Annotated in this window: 23 protein-coding genes; 13 read left to right on the forward strand and 10 right to left on the reverse strand. The window is 58.5% G+C overall.

The window, feature by feature from the left end; translation table 11 throughout:
• Positions 1-4 precede the first annotated feature (4 nt).
• From scpB to rluB, 3 genes are all read left to right on the forward strand, one after another.
• The gene (scpB, locus tag ACM6IV_RS03270; RefSeq protein WP_414868705.1) at positions 5-1,000 is read left to right on the forward strand and encodes an SMC-Scp complex subunit ScpB; all 996 of its coding nucleotides are present in this window, start codon (positions 5-7) and stop codon (positions 998-1,000) included.
• A gap of 145 nt (positions 1,001-1,145) precedes the next feature.
• Positions 1,146-1,337 carry a DUF1289 domain-containing protein gene (locus ACM6IV_RS03275; protein WP_414868706.1) on the forward strand — a complete coding sequence of 64 codons (192 nt, stop codon included), beginning with the start codon at positions 1,146-1,148 and terminating at the stop codon, positions 1,335-1,337.
• Positions 1,338-1,480: 143 nt separating this feature from the next.
• Entirely contained in the window at positions 1,481-2,701 is a 1,221-nt protein-coding gene (gene rluB / locus ACM6IV_RS03280; protein WP_414868707.1) for a 23S rRNA pseudouridine(2605) synthase RluB, read from the forward strand.
• Positions 2,702-2,912: 211 nt separating this feature from the next.
• Here the strand turns inward: rluB and ACM6IV_RS03285 are convergent, their stop codons facing one another.
• Positions 2,913-3,878, reverse strand: coding sequence for a leucyl aminopeptidase (locus ACM6IV_RS03285; RefSeq protein ID WP_414868708.1), 966 nt, complete (start codon positions 3,876-3,878; stop codon positions 2,913-2,915).
• Positions 3,879-3,950: 72 nt separating this feature from the next.
• Positions 3,951-4,088 (reverse strand): hypothetical protein, encoded by a 138-nt coding sequence (locus ACM6IV_RS03290; RefSeq protein WP_166222495.1) that lies wholly within the window; start codon positions 4,086-4,088, stop codon positions 3,951-3,953.
• A gap of 892 nt (positions 4,089-4,980) precedes the next feature.
• Between ACM6IV_RS03290 and ACM6IV_RS03295 the strand changes: the two genes are divergently transcribed.
• Positions 4,981-6,399 carry an amino acid permease gene (locus ACM6IV_RS03295; protein WP_414868709.1) on the forward strand — a complete coding sequence of 473 codons (1,419 nt, stop codon included), beginning with the start codon at positions 4,981-4,983 and terminating at the stop codon, positions 6,397-6,399.
• A gap of 74 nt (positions 6,400-6,473) precedes the next feature.
• Here ACM6IV_RS03295 and glyA read toward each other — a convergent pair whose 3' ends face one another.
• The gene (gene glyA / locus ACM6IV_RS03300; RefSeq protein ID WP_414868710.1) at positions 6,474-7,823 is read right to left on the reverse strand and encodes a serine hydroxymethyltransferase; all 1,350 of its coding nucleotides are present in this window, start codon (positions 7,821-7,823) and stop codon (positions 6,474-6,476) included.
• 533 nt (positions 7,824-8,356) lie between these two features.
• On the opposite strand from glyA, the gene ACM6IV_RS03305 reads away from it, so the two are divergent.
• Both ACM6IV_RS03305 and ACM6IV_RS03310 read left to right on the forward strand, forming a co-directional pair.
• Entirely contained in the window at positions 8,357-8,962 is a 606-nt protein-coding gene (locus ACM6IV_RS03305; protein ID WP_414868720.1) for a helix-turn-helix transcriptional regulator, read from the forward strand.
• A complete protein-coding gene (locus tag ACM6IV_RS03310; protein WP_414868711.1) occupies positions 8,946-9,821 on the forward strand; it encodes a queuosine precursor transporter in 876 nt (291 codons plus the stop codon). The genes ACM6IV_RS03305 and ACM6IV_RS03310 overlap by 17 nt, the downstream gene beginning before the upstream one ends.
• Before the next feature lie 52 nt (positions 9,822-9,873).
• Here the strand turns inward: ACM6IV_RS03310 and queC are convergent, their stop codons facing one another.
• Complete coding sequence (queC, locus tag ACM6IV_RS03315; protein WP_414868712.1) at positions 9,874-10,572, reverse strand: 7-cyano-7-deazaguanine synthase QueC; 699 nt, start codon at positions 10,570-10,572, stop codon at positions 9,874-9,876.
• A gap of 157 nt (positions 10,573-10,729) precedes the next feature.
• On the opposite strand from queC, the gene arfB reads away from it, so the two are divergent.
• Positions 10,730-11,143, forward strand: coding sequence for an alternative ribosome rescue aminoacyl-tRNA hydrolase ArfB (gene arfB / locus ACM6IV_RS03320; RefSeq protein WP_083366627.1), 414 nt, complete (start codon positions 10,730-10,732; stop codon positions 11,141-11,143).
• On the opposite strand, the gene ACM6IV_RS03325 is transcribed toward arfB, so the two are convergent.
• From ACM6IV_RS03325 to phhA, 6 genes are all read right to left on the reverse strand, one after another.
• Entirely contained in the window at positions 11,140-12,327 is a 1,188-nt protein-coding gene (locus ACM6IV_RS03325; protein WP_414868721.1) for an MFS transporter, read from the reverse strand. The genes arfB and ACM6IV_RS03325 overlap by 4 nt on opposite strands.
• A 114-nt stretch (positions 12,328-12,441) precedes the next feature.
• Positions 12,442-12,624, reverse strand: coding sequence for a hypothetical protein (locus ACM6IV_RS03330; protein WP_025113527.1), 183 nt, complete (start codon positions 12,622-12,624; stop codon positions 12,442-12,444).
• A gap of 70 nt (positions 12,625-12,694) precedes the next feature.
• Positions 12,695-12,826 (reverse strand): hypothetical protein, encoded by a 132-nt coding sequence (locus tag ACM6IV_RS03335; protein WP_016987951.1) that lies wholly within the window; start codon positions 12,824-12,826, stop codon positions 12,695-12,697.
• Between the two features lie 273 nt (positions 12,827-13,099).
• Positions 13,100-14,293: an amino acid aminotransferase gene (locus tag ACM6IV_RS03340; protein WP_414868713.1), complete on the reverse strand. Its 1,194-nt coding sequence runs from the start codon at positions 14,291-14,293 to the stop codon at positions 13,100-13,102.
• Positions 14,293-14,649: a 4a-hydroxytetrahydrobiopterin dehydratase gene (locus tag ACM6IV_RS03345; RefSeq protein ID WP_003222798.1), complete on the reverse strand. Its 357-nt coding sequence runs from the start codon at positions 14,647-14,649 to the stop codon at positions 14,293-14,295. The genes ACM6IV_RS03340 and ACM6IV_RS03345 overlap by 1 nt, the downstream gene beginning before the upstream one ends.
• Before the next feature lie 117 nt (positions 14,650-14,766).
• A complete protein-coding gene (gene phhA, locus ACM6IV_RS03350; RefSeq protein ID WP_007965510.1) occupies positions 14,767-15,558 on the reverse strand; it encodes a phenylalanine 4-monooxygenase in 792 nt (263 codons plus the stop codon).
• Positions 15,559-15,951: 393 nt separating this feature from the next.
• Here phhA and ACM6IV_RS03355 point away from each other — a divergent pair, with 393 nt between their 5' ends.
• The 6 genes from ACM6IV_RS03355 to flgJ all read left to right on the forward strand — a co-directional run bounded on the left by ACM6IV_RS03355 (position 15,952) and on the right by flgJ (position 22,562).
• Entirely contained in the window at positions 15,952-17,508 is a 1,557-nt protein-coding gene (locus ACM6IV_RS03355; protein WP_414868714.1) for a sigma-54-dependent transcriptional regulator, read from the forward strand.
• Positions 17,509-17,822: 314 nt separating this feature from the next.
• Positions 17,823-18,563 (forward strand): flagellar basal body rod protein FlgF, encoded by a 741-nt coding sequence (locus ACM6IV_RS03360; protein WP_093439577.1) that lies wholly within the window; start codon positions 17,823-17,825, stop codon positions 18,561-18,563.
• 45 nt (positions 18,564-18,608) lie between these two features.
• A complete protein-coding gene (gene flgG, locus ACM6IV_RS03365) occupies positions 18,609-19,394 on the forward strand; it encodes a flagellar basal-body rod protein FlgG (protein ID WP_090282324.1) in 786 nt (261 codons plus the stop codon).
• 52 nt (positions 19,395-19,446) lie between these two features.
• A complete protein-coding gene (gene flgH / locus ACM6IV_RS03370; RefSeq protein WP_414868715.1) occupies positions 19,447-20,142 on the forward strand; it encodes a flagellar basal body L-ring protein FlgH in 696 nt (231 codons plus the stop codon).
• A 27-nt stretch (positions 20,143-20,169) separates the two neighbouring features.
• Positions 20,170-21,258 (forward strand): flagellar basal body P-ring protein FlgI, encoded by a 1,089-nt coding sequence (locus ACM6IV_RS03375; protein WP_414868722.1) that lies wholly within the window; start codon positions 20,170-20,172, stop codon positions 21,256-21,258.
• An 11-nt stretch (positions 21,259-21,269) separates the two neighbouring features.
• The gene (gene flgJ, locus ACM6IV_RS03380) at positions 21,270-22,562 is read left to right on the forward strand and encodes a flagellar assembly peptidoglycan hydrolase FlgJ (RefSeq protein ID WP_414868716.1); all 1,293 of its coding nucleotides are present in this window, start codon (positions 21,270-21,272) and stop codon (positions 22,560-22,562) included.
• Positions 22,563-22,573 lie beyond the last annotated feature (11 nt).

Raw genomic sequence — 22,573 nt, forward strand, 5'->3', positions numbered from 1 at the left:
AAACATGAACCTGACTGAACCCCGCGAGCTGGCCTCCCTGCTTGAAGCCTTTCTGTTGGCCTCGGGAAAGCCGCAATCCCTTGAGCGCCTGTTTGAACTGTTCGAAGAAGGCGAGCGGCCAGAGCCTGCGGTCTTCAAGAAAGCCCTGACCCTGCTCGGCAAGTCCTGCGAGGGCCGCGCATTCGAGCTCAAGGAAGTCTCGTCGGGCTATCGCTTGCAGATCCGCGAGAAGTTTTCGCCGTGGGTCGGCCGCCTCTGGGAAGAGCGCCCGCAGCGTTATTCCCGCGCCTTGCTGGAAACCATCGCATTGATCGCCTATCGCCAGCCGATCACCCGCGGCGAAATCGAAGACGTGCGCGGTGTGGCGGTGAACAGCAACATCGTCAAAACCTTGCTCGAGCGTGAATGGATTCGCGTGGTTGGCTACCGCGACGTGCCGGGCAAACCGGCGATGTTCGCCACGACCAAGGCGTTTCTCGATCACTTCAACCTGAAGAACCTCGAAGACCTGCCGCCGCTGGCCGAATTGCGCGAGATGGAAACCGACCCGGTGCTCGATTTCGACGACGCCCCGGTGCCGCAAGGCTTGCAGGAGCTGGCCGACGCCAGTGCCGAGCCGGAAGAGGAGAAGGAGGAGACCAGTTTCCATTCATTGTTGCTGGAGCTGGACAGCATGGAGGAGGGGATCAAGACCGACTTCGACGATTTGCTGCGGGATGCGGCGGACGGTGAGGTGCCGACGGTTGAAGCAGAAGTCGAGACTGAGTCTGAGCCGCAGATCGCCGAGCCAACCATCGAAGTTGAACTTGATTCCGAGCCAGAAGCCGAACCGGAAGAAGACATTCTTGGGGTCGCCGAAGCCCGGGAAAAACTTCTCGCCGCTGTCGCCGCCCTCGAACAACCGGCGGCAGAACCCGAACCCGAGCTGAGCGAAGAAGAAGCCGAAGCCCGCGCCCTGGCCGAAGCGATCGAAGCCGAACGCCGCGAATTCGAAGACTGACAACAAATCTCTAAACACTGAAGGATCCTGTGGGAGCGGGCTTGCCCGCGAAGAGGACGGCATATCCAATATCATCGCTGACTGACCTGACGCCTTCGCGGGCAAGCCCGCTCCCACAGGGTCATGTGCCAATCTGGGGAAATGTATGAGCTCAACCAAAGACCCCTGCATCAGCGTCTGCAAATTCAGCGACGACATCTGCCTCGGCTGCGGACGCAGCAAGCGCGAAATCAAGGCCTGGAAGAAACTCGACAAGGACGACAAGCGCACCGTGCTGGCCGAAGCCGCGCTGCGCCTGATCAAACTCGGTGGCGCCGGTCGGCGGAAAAAGAAATAACTGTCGATCGATCAGCTAGTCTCTGATGCGCGACGGCGCACATCCGCGTATGATTCGCGACCCTTCGCCGATCCCTTCGGCCGAGAACCCAGATTTCAATGCTTCAGGCGCCGCCTGAACAGACCACACCGGGAGGTGCCCAGATGAGCGACATCATTCAGAAAGACGACCAGGAAATCGGCCCAGCAGGCGAAAAACTGCAGAAAGTCCTCGCCCGTATCGGCGTCGGCTCGCGCCGTGACGTGGAATCCTGGATCAGCCAGGGCCGGATCAAGGTCAATGGCAAAGACGCCACCCTCGGTCTGCGCGTCGACATGCACGACGCCATCACCATTGATGGCAAGGTGATCAAGCGCGAAGAGGCCGCCGAATCGGTGCGCCGCGTGATCATGTACAACAAACCCGATGGCGAGATCTGCACCCGTGACGACCCGGAAGGCCGTCCGACCGTGTTCGACAAGCTGCCGCGTCCGAAAGAAGGCCGCTGGATCAACATCGGTCGTCTCGACATCAACACCACCGGTCTGCTGATGTTCACCACCGACGGTGAACTGGCCAACCGTTTGATGCATCCGTCCTACGAGATGGACCGTGAATACGCCGTGCGGGTACGCGGTGAAGTCGACGACGAAATGATCGAGCGCCTGAAGGCCGGCGTCGTGCTGGAAGACGGCCCGGCGCGGTTCACCGACATTCAACAGGCGCCGGGCGGGGAAGGCTTCAACCACTGGTACCACTGCGTGGTCATGGAAGGGCGTAACCGTGAGGTTCGTCGTCTGTGGGAATCGCAAGGACTGGTGGTCAGCCGTCTGAAGCGCGTGCGTTTCGGTCCGGTGTTCCTCAACTCCGACCTGCCGATGGGCCGCTGGCGCGAAATGAGCCAGTACGAAGTCGATGTCCTCAGCGCCGAAGTCGGCCTGACGCCGGTGGCGATGCCGCAACTGAACGCCAAGAGCAAAGACAAGCTTGAGCGCATGCAGCGCAAATCGTCGCGGCCGATGGCCAAGACCGAGCGCGTACGCACGCTGCGTCCAGCCGCTGGCGCGCCGACCGGCCCACGTCCAAGCCGTGAGCCGCAGATCGAAGGTGAGCGTCCAGGTCGCAAGCCAGTAGCCCGTGACGGCGAGCGCACTCCGCGTCCGGCCAACGGTCGCACTGAACGTGGCGAGCGTGACGCGCCCGCCGGTCGTGGCACGCCTGTGGCGGATCGTCCGGCGGACACCACCAACAAGCGCCCGGCCAAGCCTGCGCCGAAGCGTCCGGGGATCAAGCTGGTTGATGGTGACAAGCCGTCGGGCAAGCGTCGTGGCGCACCGGCCGGTTCCGGTCAGCGTCCGGGTTTCGGTCGCAAGAAGCCTGAGTGATCGGGTTTAGCGTCGAATGAAAAAACGCCAACCGCAGGGTTGGCGTTTTTTTTCGTCTGGCGAAAGATGTGTATTGCCTGACCTGGCCCCTTCGCGGGCAAGCCCGCTTCCACAGGGTTTTCTGTCGTTCACAGAATTTGTGTACACCAATGAAACCTGTGGGAGCGGGCTTGCCCGCGAAGAGGCCAGAAGCAGCACTATCAACTTCAGGCTAGAACACAAACCGGCCATCAAACACCGGCTTGTCATCCAGCGCCAACACCCCGCCCGAAAAGATCAGGTCCAGATGATGACTGCCCTTGGCGCCACCGCCTAATCCAAGATGCAAGCCACAATGCCGTTCCTCAAACCCGGCATTGCGCGCGTACAAATCCTTCACGCCTTCATTGGTGCCGATCCCCAACTCCTCAATCCGGCGGTTCGATGGGTTGGCGTCCAGATACTTGTTGAAATCATGCTCAAGACCCGGCACGTCCGTGGCGATGCGGCTGATGGTCGAGTTTTCGATCCACAATTCCAGTGGCGATTCGAGCACGCCGTATTTGCGTGCAAACGGAATGGTGCTGAGGAACGTGCCCTTGAATTTCACATGGCCGTTGATCGCTTCGCTGTGCGTGGCGATTTCGCCGGGGGCCAGGTCGAAGTTGCCGACACCGTTGATGTCGGTCCATTTCTTGATGCTGCTCATTGGGGCTTCGAACCATGAGCCTTCATCGTCTTTGAAACTCAGGGTAGTGGCTTGGGACATGCGCTGGATCAAGTGGCTGTTCAACCCGGCAATGCGCTGCGGGGTGACGCTGAAGGTGTCGTAGAAATAATCGCCGTAATCCTTGAACAGCAGCGACTTCTTCCAGTTTTCCGCCATCACGCCTTGCAGCGCACGAACGAACTCCGGGCCGTCGGGACGCGGGTTGGGCAGGGTGGAAGAATCGTAGAAGAAAATGTACAGATCGCTGTCGGTGATTGCCGAAGTCAGCGCTGCGGTGCTTTCCAGGTCCAGGCGTCGGGCGCTGAACGTGAAGCGTGGATGATCGCCCGCCTGCTCGGCGATGGCGCCGGTCAGCGCTTCGTAATCAGCCGTGTGGCCGAGCAATACCTTCGCCGAGTCGAGACCGGCAAGGGCAGGGTGGTGTTCGAGGTAGTAAAGGAAATGCGAGATGGCGCGGGGCTTATCCATGAGTCCTCCCTGACTGACCGTGAAGAAAGCGGCAGACACGACCGGCCGGATCGTGCCTGCCCGGGGGATGTCTTACAGAGGCCACATCGCCGTGCCGAACGGAACAACCGCGTCGGCTTGCATCATTTCTACAGCCGCCTCGTGGGTCGGTGCTTCAAACCATTCGTCCAGTTGCAGTTCGGTATCCACGTCTTTTTCCAGTGCTTGCATGGTCGATCTCCTAGATGACTTTCACGGTTATGACTGGCCGGTCGAGGTGGCCGGCAAGACGTGAAGAACCTAGTTCACGGACTTTTGTAATGCAAAAAATTATTTATTTAATTTTTAAATAGACTTTTTATTCTGTTTTTTCTGGAAGTTTTTCTTATTTAAAAACAGAAAACTAAGCGGCGATATTCATTAGCAAGCTAGCTACCGTCAATTTGCAGGCGTCCGACAGAATTTTCTGAAATGGAAATTTTACGTTACGCCTTGTAAAAAAATGTTTACGAAAAAGTGGGTAAAGCCGGGGGAAACCAACCACCGGCGCGGGCTGTAAGGAAAAGCTGCCGACGCCATCGCGGCGAAGGGCCGTGCAAGGCTCTGGCGCGCTTGTTTCAGCGCCGCTGTCAGGGTGAGATGCGCCCATGCCTGTCGTGCAGGTACATAACAAGAAGGAGGCGCAATGAACGCCGTGACTGATCTCCACCTCTCTCCGTGGGACGGTTTTTTCCTCGTCCGCGCCGATGGCCTGCAAAGGCCTGACTCAATTTTTGCAGTCGCCCGAATATCTCGTGGCGGACACACGCAATCCCGGCAACCGCCACGCTGATCCAGCGGGGTCTGGCAGCAGGGGGTTAGCGGTGTACAATGCGCCGCGTTTTAACTGTGACCCTCTGCGTGATCGCGCAAATCTCAAGGCTATCCGCCTTGTTCACTCCGTGACGCCACAAGCGTTTCGGGTTCGATTTCGTCACAGATAAAAACAAACAGGTGACGCATGACCGTTGTAAATAAGCTGAACTCCTGGTGCCTGCGCTGGGGTTTGATCGGGGCTGCCTGAAATCGCAACCTTGCAGCAACGTCTACTGAACATCATCAAACCTTGCGTGAGACCTTTTTCATGAGTGGACAACCCTCGCAATCAGGCGAGCTGAAACGCGGCCTGAAAAATCGCCACATTCAACTGATCGCCCTCGGTGGCGCGATCGGTACCGGATTGTTCCTCGGCTCGGCCGGAGTACTGAAATCCGCCGGCCCGTCGATGATCCTCGGCTACGCCATCTGCGGCTTCATCGCCTTCATGATCATGCGCCAGTTGGGCGAGATGATCGTCGAAGAGCCGGTGGCCGGTTCCTTCAGCCATTTCGCGCACAAGTACTGGGGCGGCTTTGCCGGTTTCCTTTCGGGCTGGAACTGCTGGATTCTGTACATTCTGGTGGGCATGTCGGAGCTGACGGCGGTCGGCAAATACATCCACTACTGGGCGCCGGACATCCCGACCTGGGTCTCTGCTGCGGCGTTCTTCGTGCTGATCAACGCGATCAACCTGGCCAACGTCAAAGTCTTCGGTGAGGCCGAATTCTGGTTCGCGATCATCAAGGTCGTGGCGATCGTCGGCATGATTGCGCTCGGCAGCTACCTGCTGGTCAGCGGCCATGGCGGCCCGCAAGCTTCGGTGAGCAACCTGTGGTCCCACGGTGGTTTTTTCCCGAATGGCGTGAGCGGTCTGGTGATGGCGATGGCGATCATCATGTTCTCCTTCGGCGGTCTGGAAATGCTCGGTTTCACCGCCGCTGAAGCGGACAAGCCGAAAACCGTGATCCCGAAAGCGATCAACCAGGTGATCTACCGGATCCTGATTTTCTACATCGGTGCGCTGGTCATCCTGCTCTCGCTGACTCCTTGGGACAGCCTGCTGGAAACCCTCAACGCGTCCGGCGATTCGTACAGCGGCAGCCCGTTCGTGCAAGTGTTCTCGATGCTCGGCAGCAACACCGCCGCGCACATCCTCAACTTTGTGGTACTGACCGCCGCGTTGTCGGTGTACAACAGCGGCACCTACTGCAACAGCCGCATGCTGCTGGGCATGGCCGAGCAGGGCGATGCGCCGAAAGGTCTGGCGAAGATCGACAAGCGCGGTGTGCCGGTGCGTTCGATCCTTGCCTCCGCTGCGGTGACACTGGTTGCTGTGCTGCTGAACTACCTGATCCCGCAACACGCGCTGGAACTGTTGATGTCCCTCGTCGTGGCGACGCTGGTGATCAACTGGGCGATGATCAGCTTCTCGCACTTCAAGTTCCGCCAGCACATGAACAAAACCCGGCAGACGCCGCTGTTCAAGGCGCTGTGGTATCCGTACGGTAACTACATCTGCCTGGCATTCGTCGCGTTCATCCTTGGCGTGATGTTGTTGATCCCGGGTATTCAAATCTCGGTGTACGCGATCCCGGTGTGGGTGGTGTTCATGTGGGTCTGCTACCTGATCAAGAACAAGCGCGGCGCGCAGCAGGCCGTGCACCCGGCTGGTGTTGCCAAGTAAGCGCTGACGCAGAAACACAAAACCCGGCCTGAGTGCCGGGTTTTTTATGGGCGCAAATCCTGAGAGTCGAGTAGCTATTGGTAGTCGGTGACAGGATAGTCCCTGCACAAGGTTTCGACCTCTGAACGAAACTGCGCAAGGAGCAGCGGTTCCAGTGTGTAATCCTGTTCGCCGAGCGGCGCCACGGTATTCAGAATCCGGACGATCAGATCGACGATCTGGCGGCTGCCGTGAACGTCGACCCGGCGCTGCGCCAGCGCGCCCGTGCCGATGCGCAGCCCGCTGGTAACAAGTGCAGAGCGAGGATCGCCGGGCAGGCGATGTTTATTGACGATGATCCCGCAGTGCCCCAGCGCCGCTTCCGCGATAGCGCCTGTGATGCCGCCGCGCAAGCGAACCAGCACCGTATGGTTTTCACTGCAGCCACCGACCACCTCATAATCTTTGGCCTGAAACGCTTTGGCCATTTCATCCGCCGTACTGCGAATCTGCGCCATGCAGGCATCGAATTCTGCAGACATCGCGTAACCCAGTGCGGCAGCCTTTGCTGCGATCATGTTGGCAGCGGGGGCGCCCTGCATTCGCGGGTAAACGGCTTGATCCAGCAGGCGGCTGAAGGTGGTCCGCAAACCGGGAATCTTGGTGCTGGCGTCACGCCCGCTGAGGATCACGCCACCCCGAGGCCCGGCGAGTTGCTTGTGTGTGCAAGTGACGGTGACATGTGCGACGTCGACCGGACTTGGATGGCGCCCGGTGGCGACCAGCCCGGCGATATGCGAAATGTCGGCGAGCAGGATCGCCCCAGCTTCATCGGCTATCTCGCGAAATCGCTTGAAGTCCACCACGCGCGAATAGGCAGTGGCGCCGCAGAGGATGATGCGTGGACGATGGGCGAGCGCCAGCAGGCGTACCTTGTCGTAATCGATCAGACCGTCGGATGTGGTGCCGTACTGGATCGCCTTGTAGTAGGCGCCGGAAAAAGCGGCGAGGCTGCCATGGGTGAGGTGACCACCGTGTTCCACCGCCATGCCCAGCAAGGTATCGCCCGGCTCAAGCAGGGACGTGAGCACCTGGTAAATGGCGTTCGACGCTGAGTGTGGCTGCACGTTGGCGTATTGAGCAGCGAACAGTTGACGAGCCCTGCGGATAGCCAGTGACTCGACTAACTCGACGTTCTCGCACCCTGCACTGTGGTGCTTGCCGGGCATGCCTTCAGCGGTCACGTTGACCAGCACTGAAGCAGAGGCCACCAAGGTTCGCGGCTGGACTGCGCAGGAGGAGGAGACCAACGAAAGCGTATGTTGTTGACGCGTGACTTCAGCGTCGAGAATGGCCGCCAGTTCGGCATCTTCTGCGCGGAGATCCGCGAGACCACGTTGCAGCAGGTTCGACTGGTTCTCGAGCGGTTCAGTAATGGCTGCCATTGCTTGATTCCTTCCCTGGTTTTGCGAGATATGCGCATGTCCTTGCTTGCCGGATCTGTACAGGCGAATCCTTGTTTTGATCGCTGTGTGCGCAAAACTAAACCCTGTACAAGCCCCCCGTTTTTTCGTCCTTTCACTCTCGAGAATAAGGCGCCGAGTTGACGCATCATAAATTTTTCAGTGAGGAACGCCACAGAATTAATCAAAAAAATGAACATTCTTCAAAGAAAATGATTCTTTTTGTGGTCGCTGCCGGTGTAAAACAGACATGGCTCGGTGCCGATTTTCGGACGCCGGGTAAAAGGCAATCGGAACTGAAAGGTCAGTACATAGGCTGAAATGATCCTGCCAGTGGGCGGGACGAATCGCGTGAAGGCTGACTTTTTATACCGAACCCAAGGAGGGACAATGCTATGATCCTGCGCGGCATTGACAGGGATATAACTGCGATTTCCCACCCCACTTGTGTATGTCCGGAATGATCATTCGGGGCGTGACAATGATTGCAGTTAACAATGGATGGTAAGCATGTGATGCACAGAAGAGAAAGATCGGAGAATCTGAAAAACAACATCAAATACCTGATAAAGAGTCGCGGGGAGACGCAGTTGTCCTTGTGTCACTCCAGTGGTTTGACGCGTACCACCATCTACAACATTCTTGAAGGCAAGGTGGTCAATGTACAACAGTCCACTGTGCGCAAGATTTCTGATTTCTTCGGAGTGTCTTACGAAGAAATAGAGACGATTGATTTTGAAGAAAAGGAAATAATCGAAAGCAGTATTTCGCCGCAAGGGAATATGAACCCGGCAGCTGTTCCGGTAATAAAAGAAAGCATGCTGCTGCAAAGTCTGGATAAAAGAATTGGTGAGTTGGCGACAATTTATCCACTGACTTACTATTTTGGCGCGTCCTTTAACCTGATTGGCGTGCTGCTGGAAAATGAAATCAGTGGTATGCATGAACCCGGTGATTTGTTGATCGTGCAGAAAGGCGCGTCGAACAGCGATCGGGAAAAACTGGTGTATGACAAAATTACGGCGAAATTATCCATATGCCATGACGGCAGCGTTGATACGGATCGTGTAGGCGTGATCGGGGATGTAATCGAGGAACGATTCAATGGACTGCAATGTTGAAATGGAAAACAGCAAGTACAAGTTGCTGGGGTTCGAGAATGGAAAAAGCCTGGCCGTTATCATGGTTATTGCGACAGGCAAAATAATTAAAATAAAACTGAGTGAAGTGTTGAATAGCGAGATTATGGATAATCTGAATAAAGTTGAAGTGAAAAACCTCTACAAGAAGTTCTACTCCCAGGGCGGGGCGCTAACCGCCTATGAAATAAATGATCGCCATGAGAGTTCCTGGATGATCTACATCATCCTGAACCTGATGCTGTTCACGCTGTATATCTTCACCAGTATTGCGGCGACAAAGCCGATTTACCTGGATTACTTTGACATTGTCGTGACCCCGGGTACCTTTCTTTATCCGCTGACCTTTCTGATCGTTGACCTGTTGAACGAGACCTTTGGTCTGCGGCTGGCACGCAGGGCGATTCTCTTCGCATTCATCAGCAATGCGGCGATTATCATTCTATTGGCAATAACCACCCATTTGCCGGGGCTGCCGGGGTGGAAGCTTGATGGACCTTACAATGATGTGATCAGTCAGTTGTCTTCTGTTCTGGTAGCGTCTTCGGTTTCGTTTCTGGTATCCGAGAACATCAATTCGTATCTGTTGTGCAAAATCAAGGAACTGACCAACTCCAGATTCCTGTTCTTGCGCGTGTTCTTGAGTACGCTGTTTGCGGTGATCATCGACAGCTTTCTGTTCTGCTATATCGCCTTCTATGGAACGATGGAGAACAGCGCGATCTTGAGCATGATCTATGTGCAGATCGCGATCAAAGTCGGTTTTGCTTTCTTTAATATCATGCCCGCCTATGGTGCGCGGTCGTTGTTCAAAAAATACCTGACGGCAAGCCAAGCTTGATCAAATAGAAGAAACGCTCGCTTGGGTTCCCCAAACGAGCGTTTTTTTTGCCTTACTTTAGTTTGAGTTTCAATTTCAAACTGTTGGTCACCTGCTCTTTGTTTTCCAGGAACTCGGTGAGTCCTTTTGCGCGAAGATTGCACGCGTCACAGTCGCCGCAACCGCTTCCGGCTATACCGTTGTAGCAGGTCAGCGTCTGATGACGAATCAAGTCCAGTTGATTGTGGTAATCAGCCAAAGCCCAGGTTTCCGCTTTGTTCAGCCACATCAGCGGCGTTTCCAGGCGCAATTTGTAATCCATGCCCAGTTCAAGCGCATTGTTCAATGCCTTGACGAACTCATCCCGGCAATCCGGATAACCCGAAAAGTCGGTTTCGCAAACGCCGGTAATGACTGTTCTGGCTTGAACCTGATACGCATAGATAGACGCGAGGGTCAAAAACAGAATGTTTCTTCCCGGTACGAAAGTGCTCGGCAGACTTTCTCCAGAGCTGTTGACGGTCGGCACGGGAATGTTGTCGCGGGTCAGGCTGCTGATGGCCAGTTCGTTGAGCAGAGAGACATCCATGACCTTGTGTACGGTCACCCCGAGCTGTTTGCAAAGTTGCTGTGCAACTTGAATTTCCGCGTGATGGCGCTGACCATAATCAAAGGTGATGCAATGCACTTCATCGTAGTGGGTCAGCGCATGGATCAGGCAGGTCGTAGAGTCCTGGCCGCCACTAAAAACGATAACTGCCTTGTTGCTCATAAGTCTGCTTCCTGCATTAAACGGGTAAATTCGAGGGGCGCAATGGTAACTCGAAATGACGCTCGATATAAGTGCGCGGGAAGTTGCGCCGGCAGGCCGCAGATCGCTTTGTGGCTAATCGCGGTATCCTGTGCGTTCTGATTACGGATGCTTTTCCATGCTGGTGATTTCCAACAACGTGCATCTGCCGGATGCCGAGATCGAACTGACCGCCATCCGCGCGCAAGGCGCCGGTGGACAGAACGTCAACAAGGTCTCCAGCGCCGTGCACCTGCGCTTCGACATTCCGGCCTCGTCCTTGCCCGAGTTCTACAAGGAGCGGCTGCTGGCGCTGCGCGACAGTCGCATCACCAGCGATGGCGTGTTGATCCTCAAGGCCCAGCAATATCGTACGCAGGAAGCCAACCGTGCCGATGCGCTGGAACGTCTGGTCGAGCTGATCCTCAGCGCCACCAAAGTCGAGAAGAAACGCCGCCCGACCAAGCCCACCCTCGGGTCGAAGAAGCGCCGGCTCGAATCGAAAACCAAACGCGGCAGTATCAAGGCCGGGCGCGGCAAAGTGGATTTCTAGTCTTCGCGGTACTTGGCCGTGTGCTTGTACAGATAAACGCTCAAGGCCAATCCGCTCAATGCCGCGAGGGCGGCAAACAGGAAGATCGAAGCAAAACCAAAGCCTGCTGCAATCGCCCCGGCCAATGGCCCGGTGATCCCCAGCGACAAATCAATGAACAGCGAATAAGCACCCACCGCTGCGCCACGGCTTGAAGCCGGCACAAGGTTTACCGCTTCCACGCCCAGCGCCGGGAACACCAGCGAAAAACCAAACCCGCTCAACGCCGCACCGGCCAGCGCCCAATGCGCGTCCGGTGCCAGCCACAACAGCAACAGACCCAGCGTCTCCACCGACAGGCAGGCAATCGCCACGCGAAAGCCGCCGAGGCGGTTGATCAGGTTGCCGAACAGCAAGCGCGCACCGATGAAGCTGGCGCCAAACAGGCTCAAACACAGCACGGCGTTATCCCAATGCTGCGTGGCGTAATACAGGGTGATGAAGGTGGCGATGGTGCCAAAGCCGATCGAGCCCAACGCCAGACCACAACCGTGGGGAAACACCTTGCCGAGCACATGCATGAACGGCAGGCGTTCACCGGCCACAATCGGTGCGGCGGTTTTTGGCCACGCCAGCGCCAGGCCTAGAATGGCCAACAGGATGATGCTGACGCCCATACTCCACAAACCCAGCTGGCCGACCAGCCACACGCCGAACGGTGCGCCGACCGCCAGTGCGCCATAACTGGCGATGCCATTCCAGGAAATCACTTTGGCCGTGTTCGCCGCGCCAACGCGGCCGATGCCCCAGCCAATCGAGCCGGAACCGACGAGGCTTTCCGCGCTGCCCAGCACCAGTCGACCGATCAACAGGCTGATCAGACTGAGCATCGGCATGCTCGGAGTCCACGCCGAAATCAGCATGAACACACCGCTCAAGCCACACCCGGCGAGGCCAATCATCACCGCGCGTTTGCTGCCCTGGTTGTCGATGATCTTGCCGGCGTACGGACGGCTGAGCAGGGTGGCGAGGTATTGCACGCTGATCACCAGACCGGCGATCACCGCGCCGAAGCCCAGATCACTGTGTACATAGCCCGGCAGCACCGCGAGCGGAATGCCGATGTTCAGATATCCGATAAAGGTGAAGAGGACGATGGAAACGACTTGCAGCGTGACCGCCAGGGGACGCTGGGGTTCTGGCATAGAGGACGACATGGGAAACGATCCACGGGAGCGGCAGATTAGATAGGCTGCTTATGATACCGGCGTGGACGCATCTGGGGCGGGAAAAGTAAAACTATTTGCCGGGTGGGTGTTTCAGGATTTGGCCGGGGCGACCAGTTGTGTGGTGACCAGCGCTGCGAGGGCATTTTCTTCGCTGCCGAAACGAGCGAGCAGGGCGGCCTGTTTCTCGGGCGAGAGACGATTCCAGATCTCGATCATTTTCTCGGTCGCGCCGATCAGTACGGCAGCTTGGCTTTCGGAGAATTCGTCGGTCATGGCGGGCTCGGGGTTCAGGCAGTGTGGAAAGCGCATGTTAGCGCTTTCCACACGGTCTGTACGACGGGTCTTACTCTTCGTTGTCGGCCGGGCGGCTCTCAACGGCTTCTTTCGGCTCGGGTTGCCCCGCACCGGCTTGTTGCGTGGTCGTCTGCTCAGGTACGTGCAGGCTTGGGAAGGGGAGATTAGGAATCTCGTGCATGGTTGCGCTCCTCGCTAAGTCTGTTGATAGATCTGGTCGATCCGCGCTTTTGGAAAGCCTGCGCAGGATACAGCAGGAAAAATGACAATCAGACTTTTAATTCAAATTAATGCGACAGATGGCCGCAGGGGCAGCAAAAAGCAAAAAGATCACCGCAAAACAAATGTGGGAGCGGGCTTGCTCGCGAAGGCGGAGTGTCAGTCGACAATTAAGTTGCCTGATACACCGCCTTCGCGAGCAAGCCCGCTCCCACAGGTTTTTGTGTTGCAGTCACTATTTGCAGACGTTGGCGATGGCTTCGGCCAGCAAGGCGAGACGCGTGGCGTCGATGCCGGCGACGTTCGCGCGGCCCGAGCTGACCATGTACACGCTGTGATGCTCACGCAGTTGCTTCACTTGCTCCGGCGACAGCCCGGTGTAAGAGAACATCCCGCGCTGTACGCCAATGTGCGCAAAGCGCTCACGCAGACCGTGCGGTTCCAGCGCTTCGACCAGACCACTGCGCAGTTGCGCGATACGCAACCGCATGGCTTCCACTTCATCGGCCCAGCGGGCTTTCAGTTCTGGGTCGGCGAGGATGGTCGCGACCACTGCCGCGCCGTGATCTGGCGGTGTCGACCACAGATTGCGGGCGATGTTGGCCAGTTGGCTGCGGATGTCGATGAGCTTGTCGGCGCTTTTCGCGCAGACGATCAGCGCACCGGTGCGATCGCGGTACAAGCCGAAGTTCTTCGAGCAGGAGCTGGTGATCAGTAGCTCGGGCACTTCAGCCGCGAACAGCCGGGTCGACCACGCATCCTGCTCCAGACCGTCGCCGAAGCCCTGGTAGGCAAAGTCGATCAGCGGCAGCAGATTGCGCGCGCGCACCACATCGAGCACGCGCTGCCAGTCGTCATGGCTCAAATCGAAACCGGTCGGGTTGTGGCAGCACGCGTGGAGCAGCACCACATCACCTTTCGGCACGTCATTGAGCACGGCAAGCATGGCGTCGACGTCGAGGCGGTTGTCACTGCCCACGTACGGGTAGTGACCGACCTTGACGCCGGCCGCGGCGAATATGGTTTCGTGGATCGGCCAGGTCGGGTTGCTCAGCCACACGCCTTTGCCCGGCAGGCACTGGGCGATGAAGTCGGCGGCCAGACGCAGGGCGCCGGTGCCCCCTGGGGTCTGGGTGGCGCCGGCGCGCTGGTCGGCGATCAACCTGGAGTCGGCGCCGAGCACCAGCTCATTGATGACTTTGCCGAACAACGGGTTGCCGTGACCGCCGATGTAGGTCTTGGTGTCCTGGCTTTCGACCAGCCGAGCTTCGGCGATTTTCACCGCCTCAGGGATCGGCGTCAGGCCTTGCGCGTCCTTGTAGACGCCAACGCCCAGGTCGAATTTGCGCGGGTTGGTGTCCTGCGCATACGCCTCCATCAAGCCGAGGATCGGGTCGCCGGGTACCCGGCCGATGGCGTCGAAGTGCATTACTTGCGTCCTTCTGCGGTCTTGGCCACTTCGTCAGTGCGTGCGGCCATGATGAAGTCGTTGCGGTGCAGGCCTTTGATCGAATGGCTCCACCAGGTCACGGTGACTTTGCCCCACTCGGTCAGCAGACCCGGGTGATGACCTTCGGCCTCGGAGATTTCGCCGACAGCGTTGGTGAAGGCCAGCGCGTGTTTGAAGTTCTTGAACAGGAAAACTTTCTCCAGCTGCATGATGCTGTCGCGTACTTCGATGTTCCAGTCAGGAATCTGCTTGATCAGGATCGGCAGTTCTTCGTCGCTGACTTGTGGCGCATCGGCGCGGCAGGCTTCGCAGTGGGCTTGGTTCAAAGTCGACATGGTGTATTCCTGAAATCGAGTGTGTTTTTTTTATTTAAGCGTTTGAGCCGTCAATGCCGTCACGCTAAACCAAAGTGGCGGCGACTGACAGGCTCAATTGTCAGCAAAAGTCGCGGTTCACGCGGCTTTCGGTTTCGGCGGAAATTTCGGTGCGTGCAGACCCAGCTGCATGCCTTGGCGAACCATGGCCATGATGTCTTCATGGGCCACGTCGAACAGACGCTTGAGGTTCGGCAGGACAAAGTACAGCGGTTGCAGGATGTCGATGCGATACGGCGTGCGCATGGCTTCCAGCGGGTCGAACGCTTGATGCTCAGGTTCGTCCGACAGCGAATAAACGGTTTCTTTGGGTGACGACAGGATGCCGCCGCCGTAGATGCGCTTGCCTTGCGGGGTGTCGACCAGGCCGAACTCGATGGTCATCCAGTACAGACGCGCCAGATAAACACGTTCTTCCTTGGTGGCCTGCAAACCGAGTTTGCCGTAGGTGTGGGTGAATTCGGCGAACCACGGGTTGGTCAGCAGCGGGCAGTGACCGAAGATCTCGTGAAAGATGTCCGGCTCTTGCAGGTAGTCCAGTTCTTCGCGAGTGCGAATAAAGGTGGCCACCGGAAACTGCTTGCTGGCCAGCAGTTCAAAAAAAGTCTGGAAGGGGATCAGTGCCGGCACGCGGGCGACCTGCCAACCGGTGGTCTCGCCGAGCACCTTGTTGATCTCGCCGAGTTGCGGAATGCGGTCGTGGGGCAGACCGAGTTTTTCGATACCGTCCAGGTACTCCTGGCACGCACGCCCTTCGATCACTTTCAACTGGCGAGTGATCAGCGTGTTCCACACCGCGTGTTCTTCGGCGGGGTAGTCGATAAAACCTTGCGCATCGGGCTCGCGGGCCACGTATTGCGTCTGCTTCATACTGCTCTCCTGCTAGGGGAATTCGTTCTTGTTATGTCCAGCGATGGATTCAGGATTACCCGAGAGCGGGCTGATGTGCAGCTGGTTGAAGCGCTTGTGCGTAGGAAATTTCTCTTTAATTCGTAAAATAATCGTTACGCTTTGGCGGATATCTCGCGTTTGTGGTGATTGGCGGGTTTGAAAAGGCGCGTGGCTGTCACATAATCTTGACAACTATCTGCGTGCCTCGACAGAAAAAATGAGCTTCGGGCGCACCGCAATACCCTGTGGGAGCGAGCTTGCTCGCGAAAGCGCTGGGTCTGGCACATCAATGTTGGATGTGCTGACGCCTTCGCGAGCAAGCTCGCTCCCACAGGGTCGGTAATCAACTCCCAATCTTGTCGGGCCTTATATATGCGCATCAAAGTTCACTGCCAGAACCGCATCGGCATCCTGCGCGACATTCTCAACCTGCTGGTGGCCTACGGGATCAACGTCGCGCGCGGTGAGGTCGGTGGTGAGCATGGCAACGCGATCTATCTGCACTGCCCGAACCTGATCAACATCCAGTTTCAGGCGCTGCGGCCAAAGTTCGAGGCGATCGCCGGGGTGTTCGGCGTCAAGCGGGTAGGGCTGATGCCCAGCGAGCGACGGCACATGGAATTGAATGCCTTGCTCGGCGCGCTGGAGTTTCCGGTGCTGTCGATCGACATGGGCGGTTCGATCGTCGCCGCCAACCGCGCGGCGGCGCAGTTGCTCGGCGTGCGCGTCGATGAAGTGCCGGGCATTCCGCTGTCGCGTTATGCCGAGGATTTCGATTTGCCGGAACTGGTGCGCGCCAATAAATCGCGGATCAATGGCATGCGGGTCAAGGTCAAGGGCGACATCTTTCTGGCCGACATCGCGCCGCTGCAATCGGAACACGACGACAGCGAAGCCATGGCCGGTGCGGTGCTGACCTTGCACCGCGCCGACCGCGTCGGCGAGCGCATCTACAATGTGCGCAAACAGGAGTTGCGCGGCTTCGACAGCATCTTCCAGAGCTCGAAAGTGATGGCCGCCGTAGTGCGAGAAGCGCGGCGTATGGCGCCACTGGATGCACCGTTGTTGATTGAGGGCGAAACCGGCACCGGTAAGGAATTGCTCGCCCGTGCCTGCCACCTCGCCAGTCCTCGTGGACAGTCACCATTGATGGCGCTCAATTGCGCCGGACTGCCGGAGTCGATGGCGGAGACCGAGCTGTTCGGCTACGGCCCCGGCGCTTTCGAAGGGGCGCGGGCCGAGGGCAAGCTCGGACTGTTGGAATTGACCTCGGGCGGTACATTGTTTCTCGACGGCGTCGGCGAAATGAGCCCGCGCTTGCAGGTGAAACTGCTGCGCTTTCTGCAGGACGGTTGCTTCCGTCGAGTCGGCAGTGATGAAGAGGTTTATCTGGATGTGCGGGTGATCTGCGCCACGCAAGTGGATTTATCCGAACTGTGCGCGCGCGGCGAGTTTCGTCAGGACTTGTATCACCGCTTGAACGTGCTCTCCCTGCACATCCCGCCGTTGCGCGAATGCCTCGACGGACTGACGCCGCTGGTCGAGCACTTCCTCGATCAGGCCAGTCGGCAGATTGGTTGTTCGCTGCCGAAACTGGCGCCGGCGGCGATGGATCGCCTCAGTCATTACCATTGGCCGGGCAACGTGCGGCAGTTGGAGAACGTGCTGTTCCAGGCGGTTTCGCTGTGCGATGGCGGTACGGTGAAAGCCGAGCATATTCGTCTGCCGGATTACGGCGTGCGTCAGCCGCTTGGCGATTTTTCCCTCGAGGGTGGCCTTGACGAGATTGTCGGGCGCTTCGAGAAAGCGGTGCTGGAGCGGCTGTATTCCGAGCATCCGAGCAGTCGACAGTTGGGCAAGCGGCTCGGGGTTTCTCACACCACCATTGCCAATAAACTCCGTGAGTATGAAGTTGGCAAAACCGAATAACAGCCAAAAACTGTTTGGCGCTGATGGCCTCTTCGCGAGCAAGCCCGCTCCCACAGGAGGAATGAACTCCAAATGTGGGAGCGGGCTTGCTCGCGAAGGCGGCAGTACAGGCAACCCTACTGTCAGCCTTTGCCACCTACCGGCATAACACCGCCGGTTTTTCGTCTCCGAAACATTTCCCTTTCCCCCGCAACATCCCCCAAGTCCTTTGTTTACCGGGCCTTTGGCCGCCAGAAAAAAGTTGGTCTGCAAATTGCTTATGGCTCAGCAGTACAGCGGTGGGCGGCAAACGTCCGGCATGCAGAGGAAAGAGTGTGGACAAGTACCTTTATGTGGCAATGACCGGCGCCAGCCAGAACGCACTGGCGCAAAAGGCCCATGCCAACAACCTGGCGAACATCTCCACCAACGGTTTTCAGCGCGACCTGGAGCAGGCGCGTTCGATGCCGGTGTTCGGTGACAGCTTTCCGGCGCGTGCGTTTGCCATGAGTGAACGGCCCGCCACTGACTTCACGCCGGGCTCGCTGGTGCAGACCGGCCGTGACCTCGATGTAGCCGTCACTGGCAATGGCTGGATCGCCGTGCAGAACCCGAACGGCGGCGAAAGCTACGTGCGCACCGGCAGCCTTAACGTTGACGCCCTTGGCGTACTGCGCGCCGGCAACGGTATGCCGGTGATGGGCAATGGCGGTCCGATCGCCGTGCCGCCCGAGCAGCAGATCGAAGTCGGTGAAGACGGCACCATCAGTATTCGTGCGATGGGCGAAGGCCCGCGCGTCATGGCGGAGGTCGACCGGATCAAACTGGTCAACCCGGACATCAAGAACATGAACAAGGGCCTCGATGGCTCGATTTACACCAAGGACGGCCAGCCTGCGCCGGCCGATGCCAACGTCAAGCTGGTGTCGGGTTTCCTTGAGTCGAGCAACGTCAATGCCGTCGAAGAGATGACCTCGGTGCTGGCCCTGGCCAAGCAGTTCGAGTTGCACGTCAAGATGATGAACACCGCCAAAGACGACGACCAGGCCATGGCTCGGGTCTTGCAGATCAGCTAATTATCAGAACGTCGCGCCGAAAAACAGGCGCACGAGGAGAATCGAATGCTTCCGGCTCTATGGGTTGCCAAAACCGGTCTGTCCGCCCAGGACACCAACCTGACCACCATTTCCAACAACCTGGCGAACGTGTCGACCACGGGTTTCAAACGTGATCGCGCCGAGTTCCAGGACCTGCTCTATCAGATCAAGCGTCAGCCAGGCGCCCAGTCGACCCAGGACAGCGAACTGCCGTCGGGTCTGCAAGTGGGTACCGGTGTGCGCATCGTCGGCACCCAGAAGAACTTCACCGCCGGCAGCCTGCAAACCACCGAGCAGCCGCTGGACATGGCCATCGACGGCCGCGGTTTCTTCCAGATCCTGCAGCCGGACGGCACCACGTCTTACACCCGTGACGGTACTTTCCACCTCGATTCCAACGGCCAGATCGTCAACGCCAGCGGTTTCGCTCTGGAACCTGCGATCGTTATCCCCAACGATGCGCAGACCTTCACCGTCGGCCGTGACGGCACCGTGTCGGTGACCATCGCCGGCAACCCGGCAGCGCAAGTGATCGGCAACCTGCAAACCGCCGACTTCATCAACCCGGCCGGTCTGCAAGCGGTGGGCAACAACCTGTTCCTGGAAACCGCTGCATCGGGTGCGCCGCAAGTCGGCACGCCGGGCCTGAACGGTTTCGGCACCACGCTGCAGAACACCCTGGAAACTTCCAACGTCAGCACCGTTGAAGAGATGGTCAACATGATCACCACTCAGCGTGCTTACGAGATGAACTCCAAGGTGATCTCCACCGCCGACCAGATGCTCTCGTTCGTAACGCAGAATCTGTAATCAAGTCTATGAGGCGGCCATGAGGTCGCCTGCAACACCGTGAGGTAGGGTCATGCATCGCTTCGTATCTGTTCTGGCATTGAGTGGGGTCGTCTCGCTCGCGGGCTGCGTCGCTCCGACGCCCAAGCCCAATGACCCTTATTACGCCCCGGTGTTGCCGCGCACGCCGCTGCCGGCTGCGGCCAATAACGGCTCGATCTATCAGGCCGGTTTCGAGCAGAACCTGTATAGCGACCGCAAGGCTTTCCGGGTCGGTGACATCATCACCATCACCCTGAACGAACGCACGCAGGCGAGCAAGAACGCCAACTCGCAGATGGACAAGAACAGCGATAACAAGGTCGGTCTGACCTCGTTGTTCGGCTCCAGTCTGACCACCAACAATCCGATCGGGGGCAACGACCTGAGTCTGAACGCCGGCTACAGTGCCGACCGCTCGACCAAGGGCGACGCCAAGTCGGGACAGAGCAACAGCCTCACCGGTTCGATCACCGTGACCGTTGCTGACGTTCTGCCCAACGGCATCATCGCCGTGCGTGGCGAGAAGTGGTTGACGCTGAACACCGGAGACGAGCTGGTGCGCATTGCCGGTCTGGTGCGCGCCGATGACATCGCCACGGACAACACCGTGTCGTCGACCCGGGTCGCCGATGCACGCATCACCTATTCGGGTACTGGCGCGTTTGCCGATACGAGTCAGCCAGGCTGGTTCGACCGTTTCTTCCTCAGCCCGCTGTTCCCTTTCTAGGTGGCTACGTTGAATCTGAAAAGCTTCATGCTGGCAGCGGCCATGATGTCCGCTGCCTTTGGTGCCCACGCCGAGCGGTTGAAAGATATCGCCAGCATTTCCGGCGTGCGTTCCAACCAGTTGATCGGTTACGGCCTGGTGGTCGGGCTTAACGGCACCGGCGACCAGACGACGCAAACCCCGTTCACCCTGCAGACCTTCAACAACATGCTCTCGCAGTTCGGCATCAAGGTGCCGCCGGGATCGGGCAACGTGCAGTTGAAAAACGTCGCGGCGGTGTCGGTGAGTGCCGATCTGCCCGCGTTCGCCAAACCGGGTCAGCAGGTCGACATCACCGTGTCCTCGATCGGTAACTCCAAGAGCCTGCGCGGCGGCACTTTGTTGCTGACCCCGCTCAAGGGTATCGACGGCAATGTCTACGCGGTTGCCCAAGGCAACCTGGTGGTCGGCGGTTTTGATGCCGAAGGCCGAGACGGTTCGAAGATCACTGTCAACGTTCCGTCGGCCGGTCGCATCCCTGGTGGTGCGTCGGTGGAGCGTTCGGTGCCGAGCGGTTTCAACCAGGGCAACAGCCTGACGCTGAACCTCAACCGCTCCGACTTCACCACGGCCAAGCGCATTGTCGACAAGATCAACGACATGCTAGGCCCTGGCGTTGCGCAAGCCATTGACGGCGGCTCGATCCGCGTCACCGCGCCGCTCGATCCGAGCCAGCGTGTCGACTACTTGTCGATCCTGGAAAACCTCGAAGTCGACCCGGGTCAGGCGGTGGCGAAAGTCATCATCAATTCGCGTACCGGCACCATCGTCATCGGCCAGAACGTCAAGGTTTCGCCAGCCGCCGTGACCCACGGCAGCCTGACCGTGACCATCACCGAAGACCCGATCGTCAGCCAGCCCGGCCCGCTGTCCAACGGCCAGACTGCTGTAGTGCCGCGCTCGCGGGTGAATGCCGAGCAGGAAGCCAAACCGATGTTCAAGTTCGGCCCGGGCACCACCCTCGACGAGATCGTGCGTGCGGTGAACCAGGTCGGCGCGGCACCGGGTGACTTGATGGCCATTCTCGAAGCGTTGAAGCAGGCCGGCGCGTTGCAAGCCGATCTGATCGTGATCTGAGGCCGACACCTATGGATATGCGCAAGAGCGGTCTGGTCAGCAGCAGTGATTCGGGTTCCTACTCGGACCTCAATCGTCTGAACCAACTCAAGGTCGGCGACAAGAACAGCGATGAGAACATGCGCAAGGTTGCGCAGGAGTTCGAGTCGCTGTTCCTCGGCGAGATGCTCAAGTCGATGCGTTCGGCCACTGAAGCGCTGGGCCAGGACAACCCGCTGAACACGCCGGCGGCCAAGCAGTATCAGGAAATGTACGACCAGCAACTGGCCGTTTCCATGTCTCGTGAGGGCGGTGGTATTGGCCTTGCCGACGTGCTGATCCGGCAGATGTCGAAGAACAAACCGATGGCACCGGGTGAGGCAGCTGCCGCGTCCGCCGCCAAGCAGGAAGAAGCCAGGGCGAAAGCCGCTGCCGTGGCCACGCCGGTTGCCGCCGGTACCGTTGCCACCCACGGCCCGTTGTCGCGGCTCAATGGCGAGCGCCCGTTGTGGGCATCGCGTTCGGTGAATGCACCGAACACACAGCTCGCTCATCGCAACGACATGGAACTGATCAATCAGCGTCGTCTGGCCTTGCCACCGAAACTCGCTGATCGTTTGCTCGCCGGACTGGTGCCGTCAGCCACGCCCGCAGCCGCAACCCAATTGCCGCAGCGCGCCACAACGGCGGCCACTACCGGTGCCGGCCCACTGTACAACGGCGACTGGCTGACCCGCGCTGAAGGCGAAAAAGCCGCGGGCGGACAGATGCAGGTCTACGGGCGCGCCATGGCGCAGATCCCGCTGGCGCCGGCGAAAAAAGCCTTCAGTTCCGCCGATGAATTCGTCAACACCATGCTGCCGATGGCCAAGGAAGCCGCCGACCGCATCGGCGTCGATCCGCGTTATCTGGTGGCGCAGGCGGCGCTGGAAACCGGTTGGGGCAAGTCGGTCATGCGTGCCCAGGATGGCAGCAGCAGTCACAACCTGTTCGGCATCAAGGCGAGCAGCAACTGGAAGGGCGATTCGGCCCGGGCGATCACCAGCGAGTTCCGCAATGGCGAGATGGTCAAGGAGACGGCCGAGTTCCGTTCCTACGCCTCGTACAAGGACAGCTTCCACGATCTGGTGACGTTGCTGCAGAGCAATAATCGCTATCAAGATGTCGTGAAGTCTGCCGATAACCCAGAACAGTTTGTACGCGAGTTGCAGAAGGCCGGTTACGCCACCGACCCGAACTACGCAAGCAAGATTTCGCAGATAGCCAAGCAGATGAACAGTTTCCAAAACTACGCTGCGGCGGGTGTATCCACCACGCCTTTATAAGGCACAAGGTA

The organism is Pseudomonas sp. IT-347P (assembly GCF_949768005.1).
Classification (GTDB): Bacteria; Pseudomonadota; Gammaproteobacteria; order Pseudomonadales; family Pseudomonadaceae; genus Aquipseudomonas.

Excerpts from the sequence above, each read along its gene's own strand:
- scpB (WP_414868705.1), top strand. The coding sequence starts at position 5 with ATGAACCTGACTGAACCCCGCGAGCTGGCCTCCCTGCTTGAAGCCTTT.
- ACM6IV_RS03275 (WP_414868706.1), top strand. The coding sequence starts at position 1,146 with ATGAGCTCAACCAAAGACCCCTGCATCAGCGTCTGCAAATTCAGCGAC.
- rluB (WP_414868707.1), top strand. The coding sequence starts at position 1,481 with ATGAGCGACATCATTCAGAAAGACGACCAGGAAATCGGCCCAGCAGGC.
- ACM6IV_RS03285 (WP_414868708.1), bottom strand. The coding sequence starts at position 3,878 with ATGGATAAGCCCCGCGCCATCTCGCATTTCCTTTACTACCTCGAACAC.
- ACM6IV_RS03290 (WP_166222495.1), bottom strand. The coding sequence starts at position 4,088 with ATGCAAGCACTGGAAAAAGACGTGGATACCGAACTGCAACTGGACGAA.
- ACM6IV_RS03295 (WP_414868709.1), top strand. The coding sequence starts at position 4,981 with ATGAGTGGACAACCCTCGCAATCAGGCGAGCTGAAACGCGGCCTGAAA.
- glyA (WP_414868710.1), bottom strand. The coding sequence starts at position 7,823 with ATGGCAGCCATTACTGAACCGCTCGAGAACCAGTCGAACCTGCTGCAA.
- ACM6IV_RS03305 (WP_414868720.1), top strand. The coding sequence starts at position 8,357 with ATGCACAGAAGAGAAAGATCGGAGAATCTGAAAAACAACATCAAATAC.
- ACM6IV_RS03310 (WP_414868711.1), top strand. The coding sequence starts at position 8,946 with ATGGACTGCAATGTTGAAATGGAAAACAGCAAGTACAAGTTGCTGGGG.
- queC (WP_414868712.1), bottom strand. The coding sequence starts at position 10,572 with ATGAGCAACAAGGCAGTTATCGTTTTTAGTGGCGGCCAGGACTCTACG.
- arfB (WP_083366627.1), top strand. The coding sequence starts at position 10,730 with ATGCTGGTGATTTCCAACAACGTGCATCTGCCGGATGCCGAGATCGAA.
- ACM6IV_RS03325 (WP_414868721.1), bottom strand. The coding sequence starts at position 12,327 with ATGCCAGAACCCCAGCGTCCCCTGGCGGTCACGCTGCAAGTCGTTTCC.
- ACM6IV_RS03330 (WP_025113527.1), bottom strand. The coding sequence starts at position 12,624 with ATGACCGACGAATTCTCCGAAAGCCAAGCTGCCGTACTGATCGGCGCG.
- ACM6IV_RS03335 (WP_016987951.1), bottom strand. The coding sequence starts at position 12,826 with ATGCACGAGATTCCTAATCTCCCCTTCCCAAGCCTGCACGTACCTGAG.
- ACM6IV_RS03340 (WP_414868713.1), bottom strand. The coding sequence starts at position 14,293 with ATGCACTTCGACGCCATCGGCCGGGTACCCGGCGACCCGATCCTCGGC.
- ACM6IV_RS03345 (WP_003222798.1), bottom strand. The coding sequence starts at position 14,649 with ATGTCGACTTTGAACCAAGCCCACTGCGAAGCCTGCCGCGCCGATGCG.
- phhA (WP_007965510.1), bottom strand. The coding sequence starts at position 15,558 with ATGAAGCAGACGCAATACGTGGCCCGCGAGCCCGATGCGCAAGGTTTT.
- ACM6IV_RS03355 (WP_414868714.1), top strand. The coding sequence starts at position 15,952 with ATGCGCATCAAAGTTCACTGCCAGAACCGCATCGGCATCCTGCGCGAC.
- flgG (WP_090282324.1), top strand. The coding sequence starts at position 18,609 with ATGCTTCCGGCTCTATGGGTTGCCAAAACCGGTCTGTCCGCCCAGGAC.
- flgH (WP_414868715.1), top strand. The coding sequence starts at position 19,447 with ATGCATCGCTTCGTATCTGTTCTGGCATTGAGTGGGGTCGTCTCGCTC.
- ACM6IV_RS03375 (WP_414868722.1), top strand. The coding sequence starts at position 20,170 with ATGCTGGCAGCGGCCATGATGTCCGCTGCCTTTGGTGCCCACGCCGAG.
- flgJ (WP_414868716.1), top strand. The coding sequence starts at position 21,270 with ATGGATATGCGCAAGAGCGGTCTGGTCAGCAGCAGTGATTCGGGTTCC.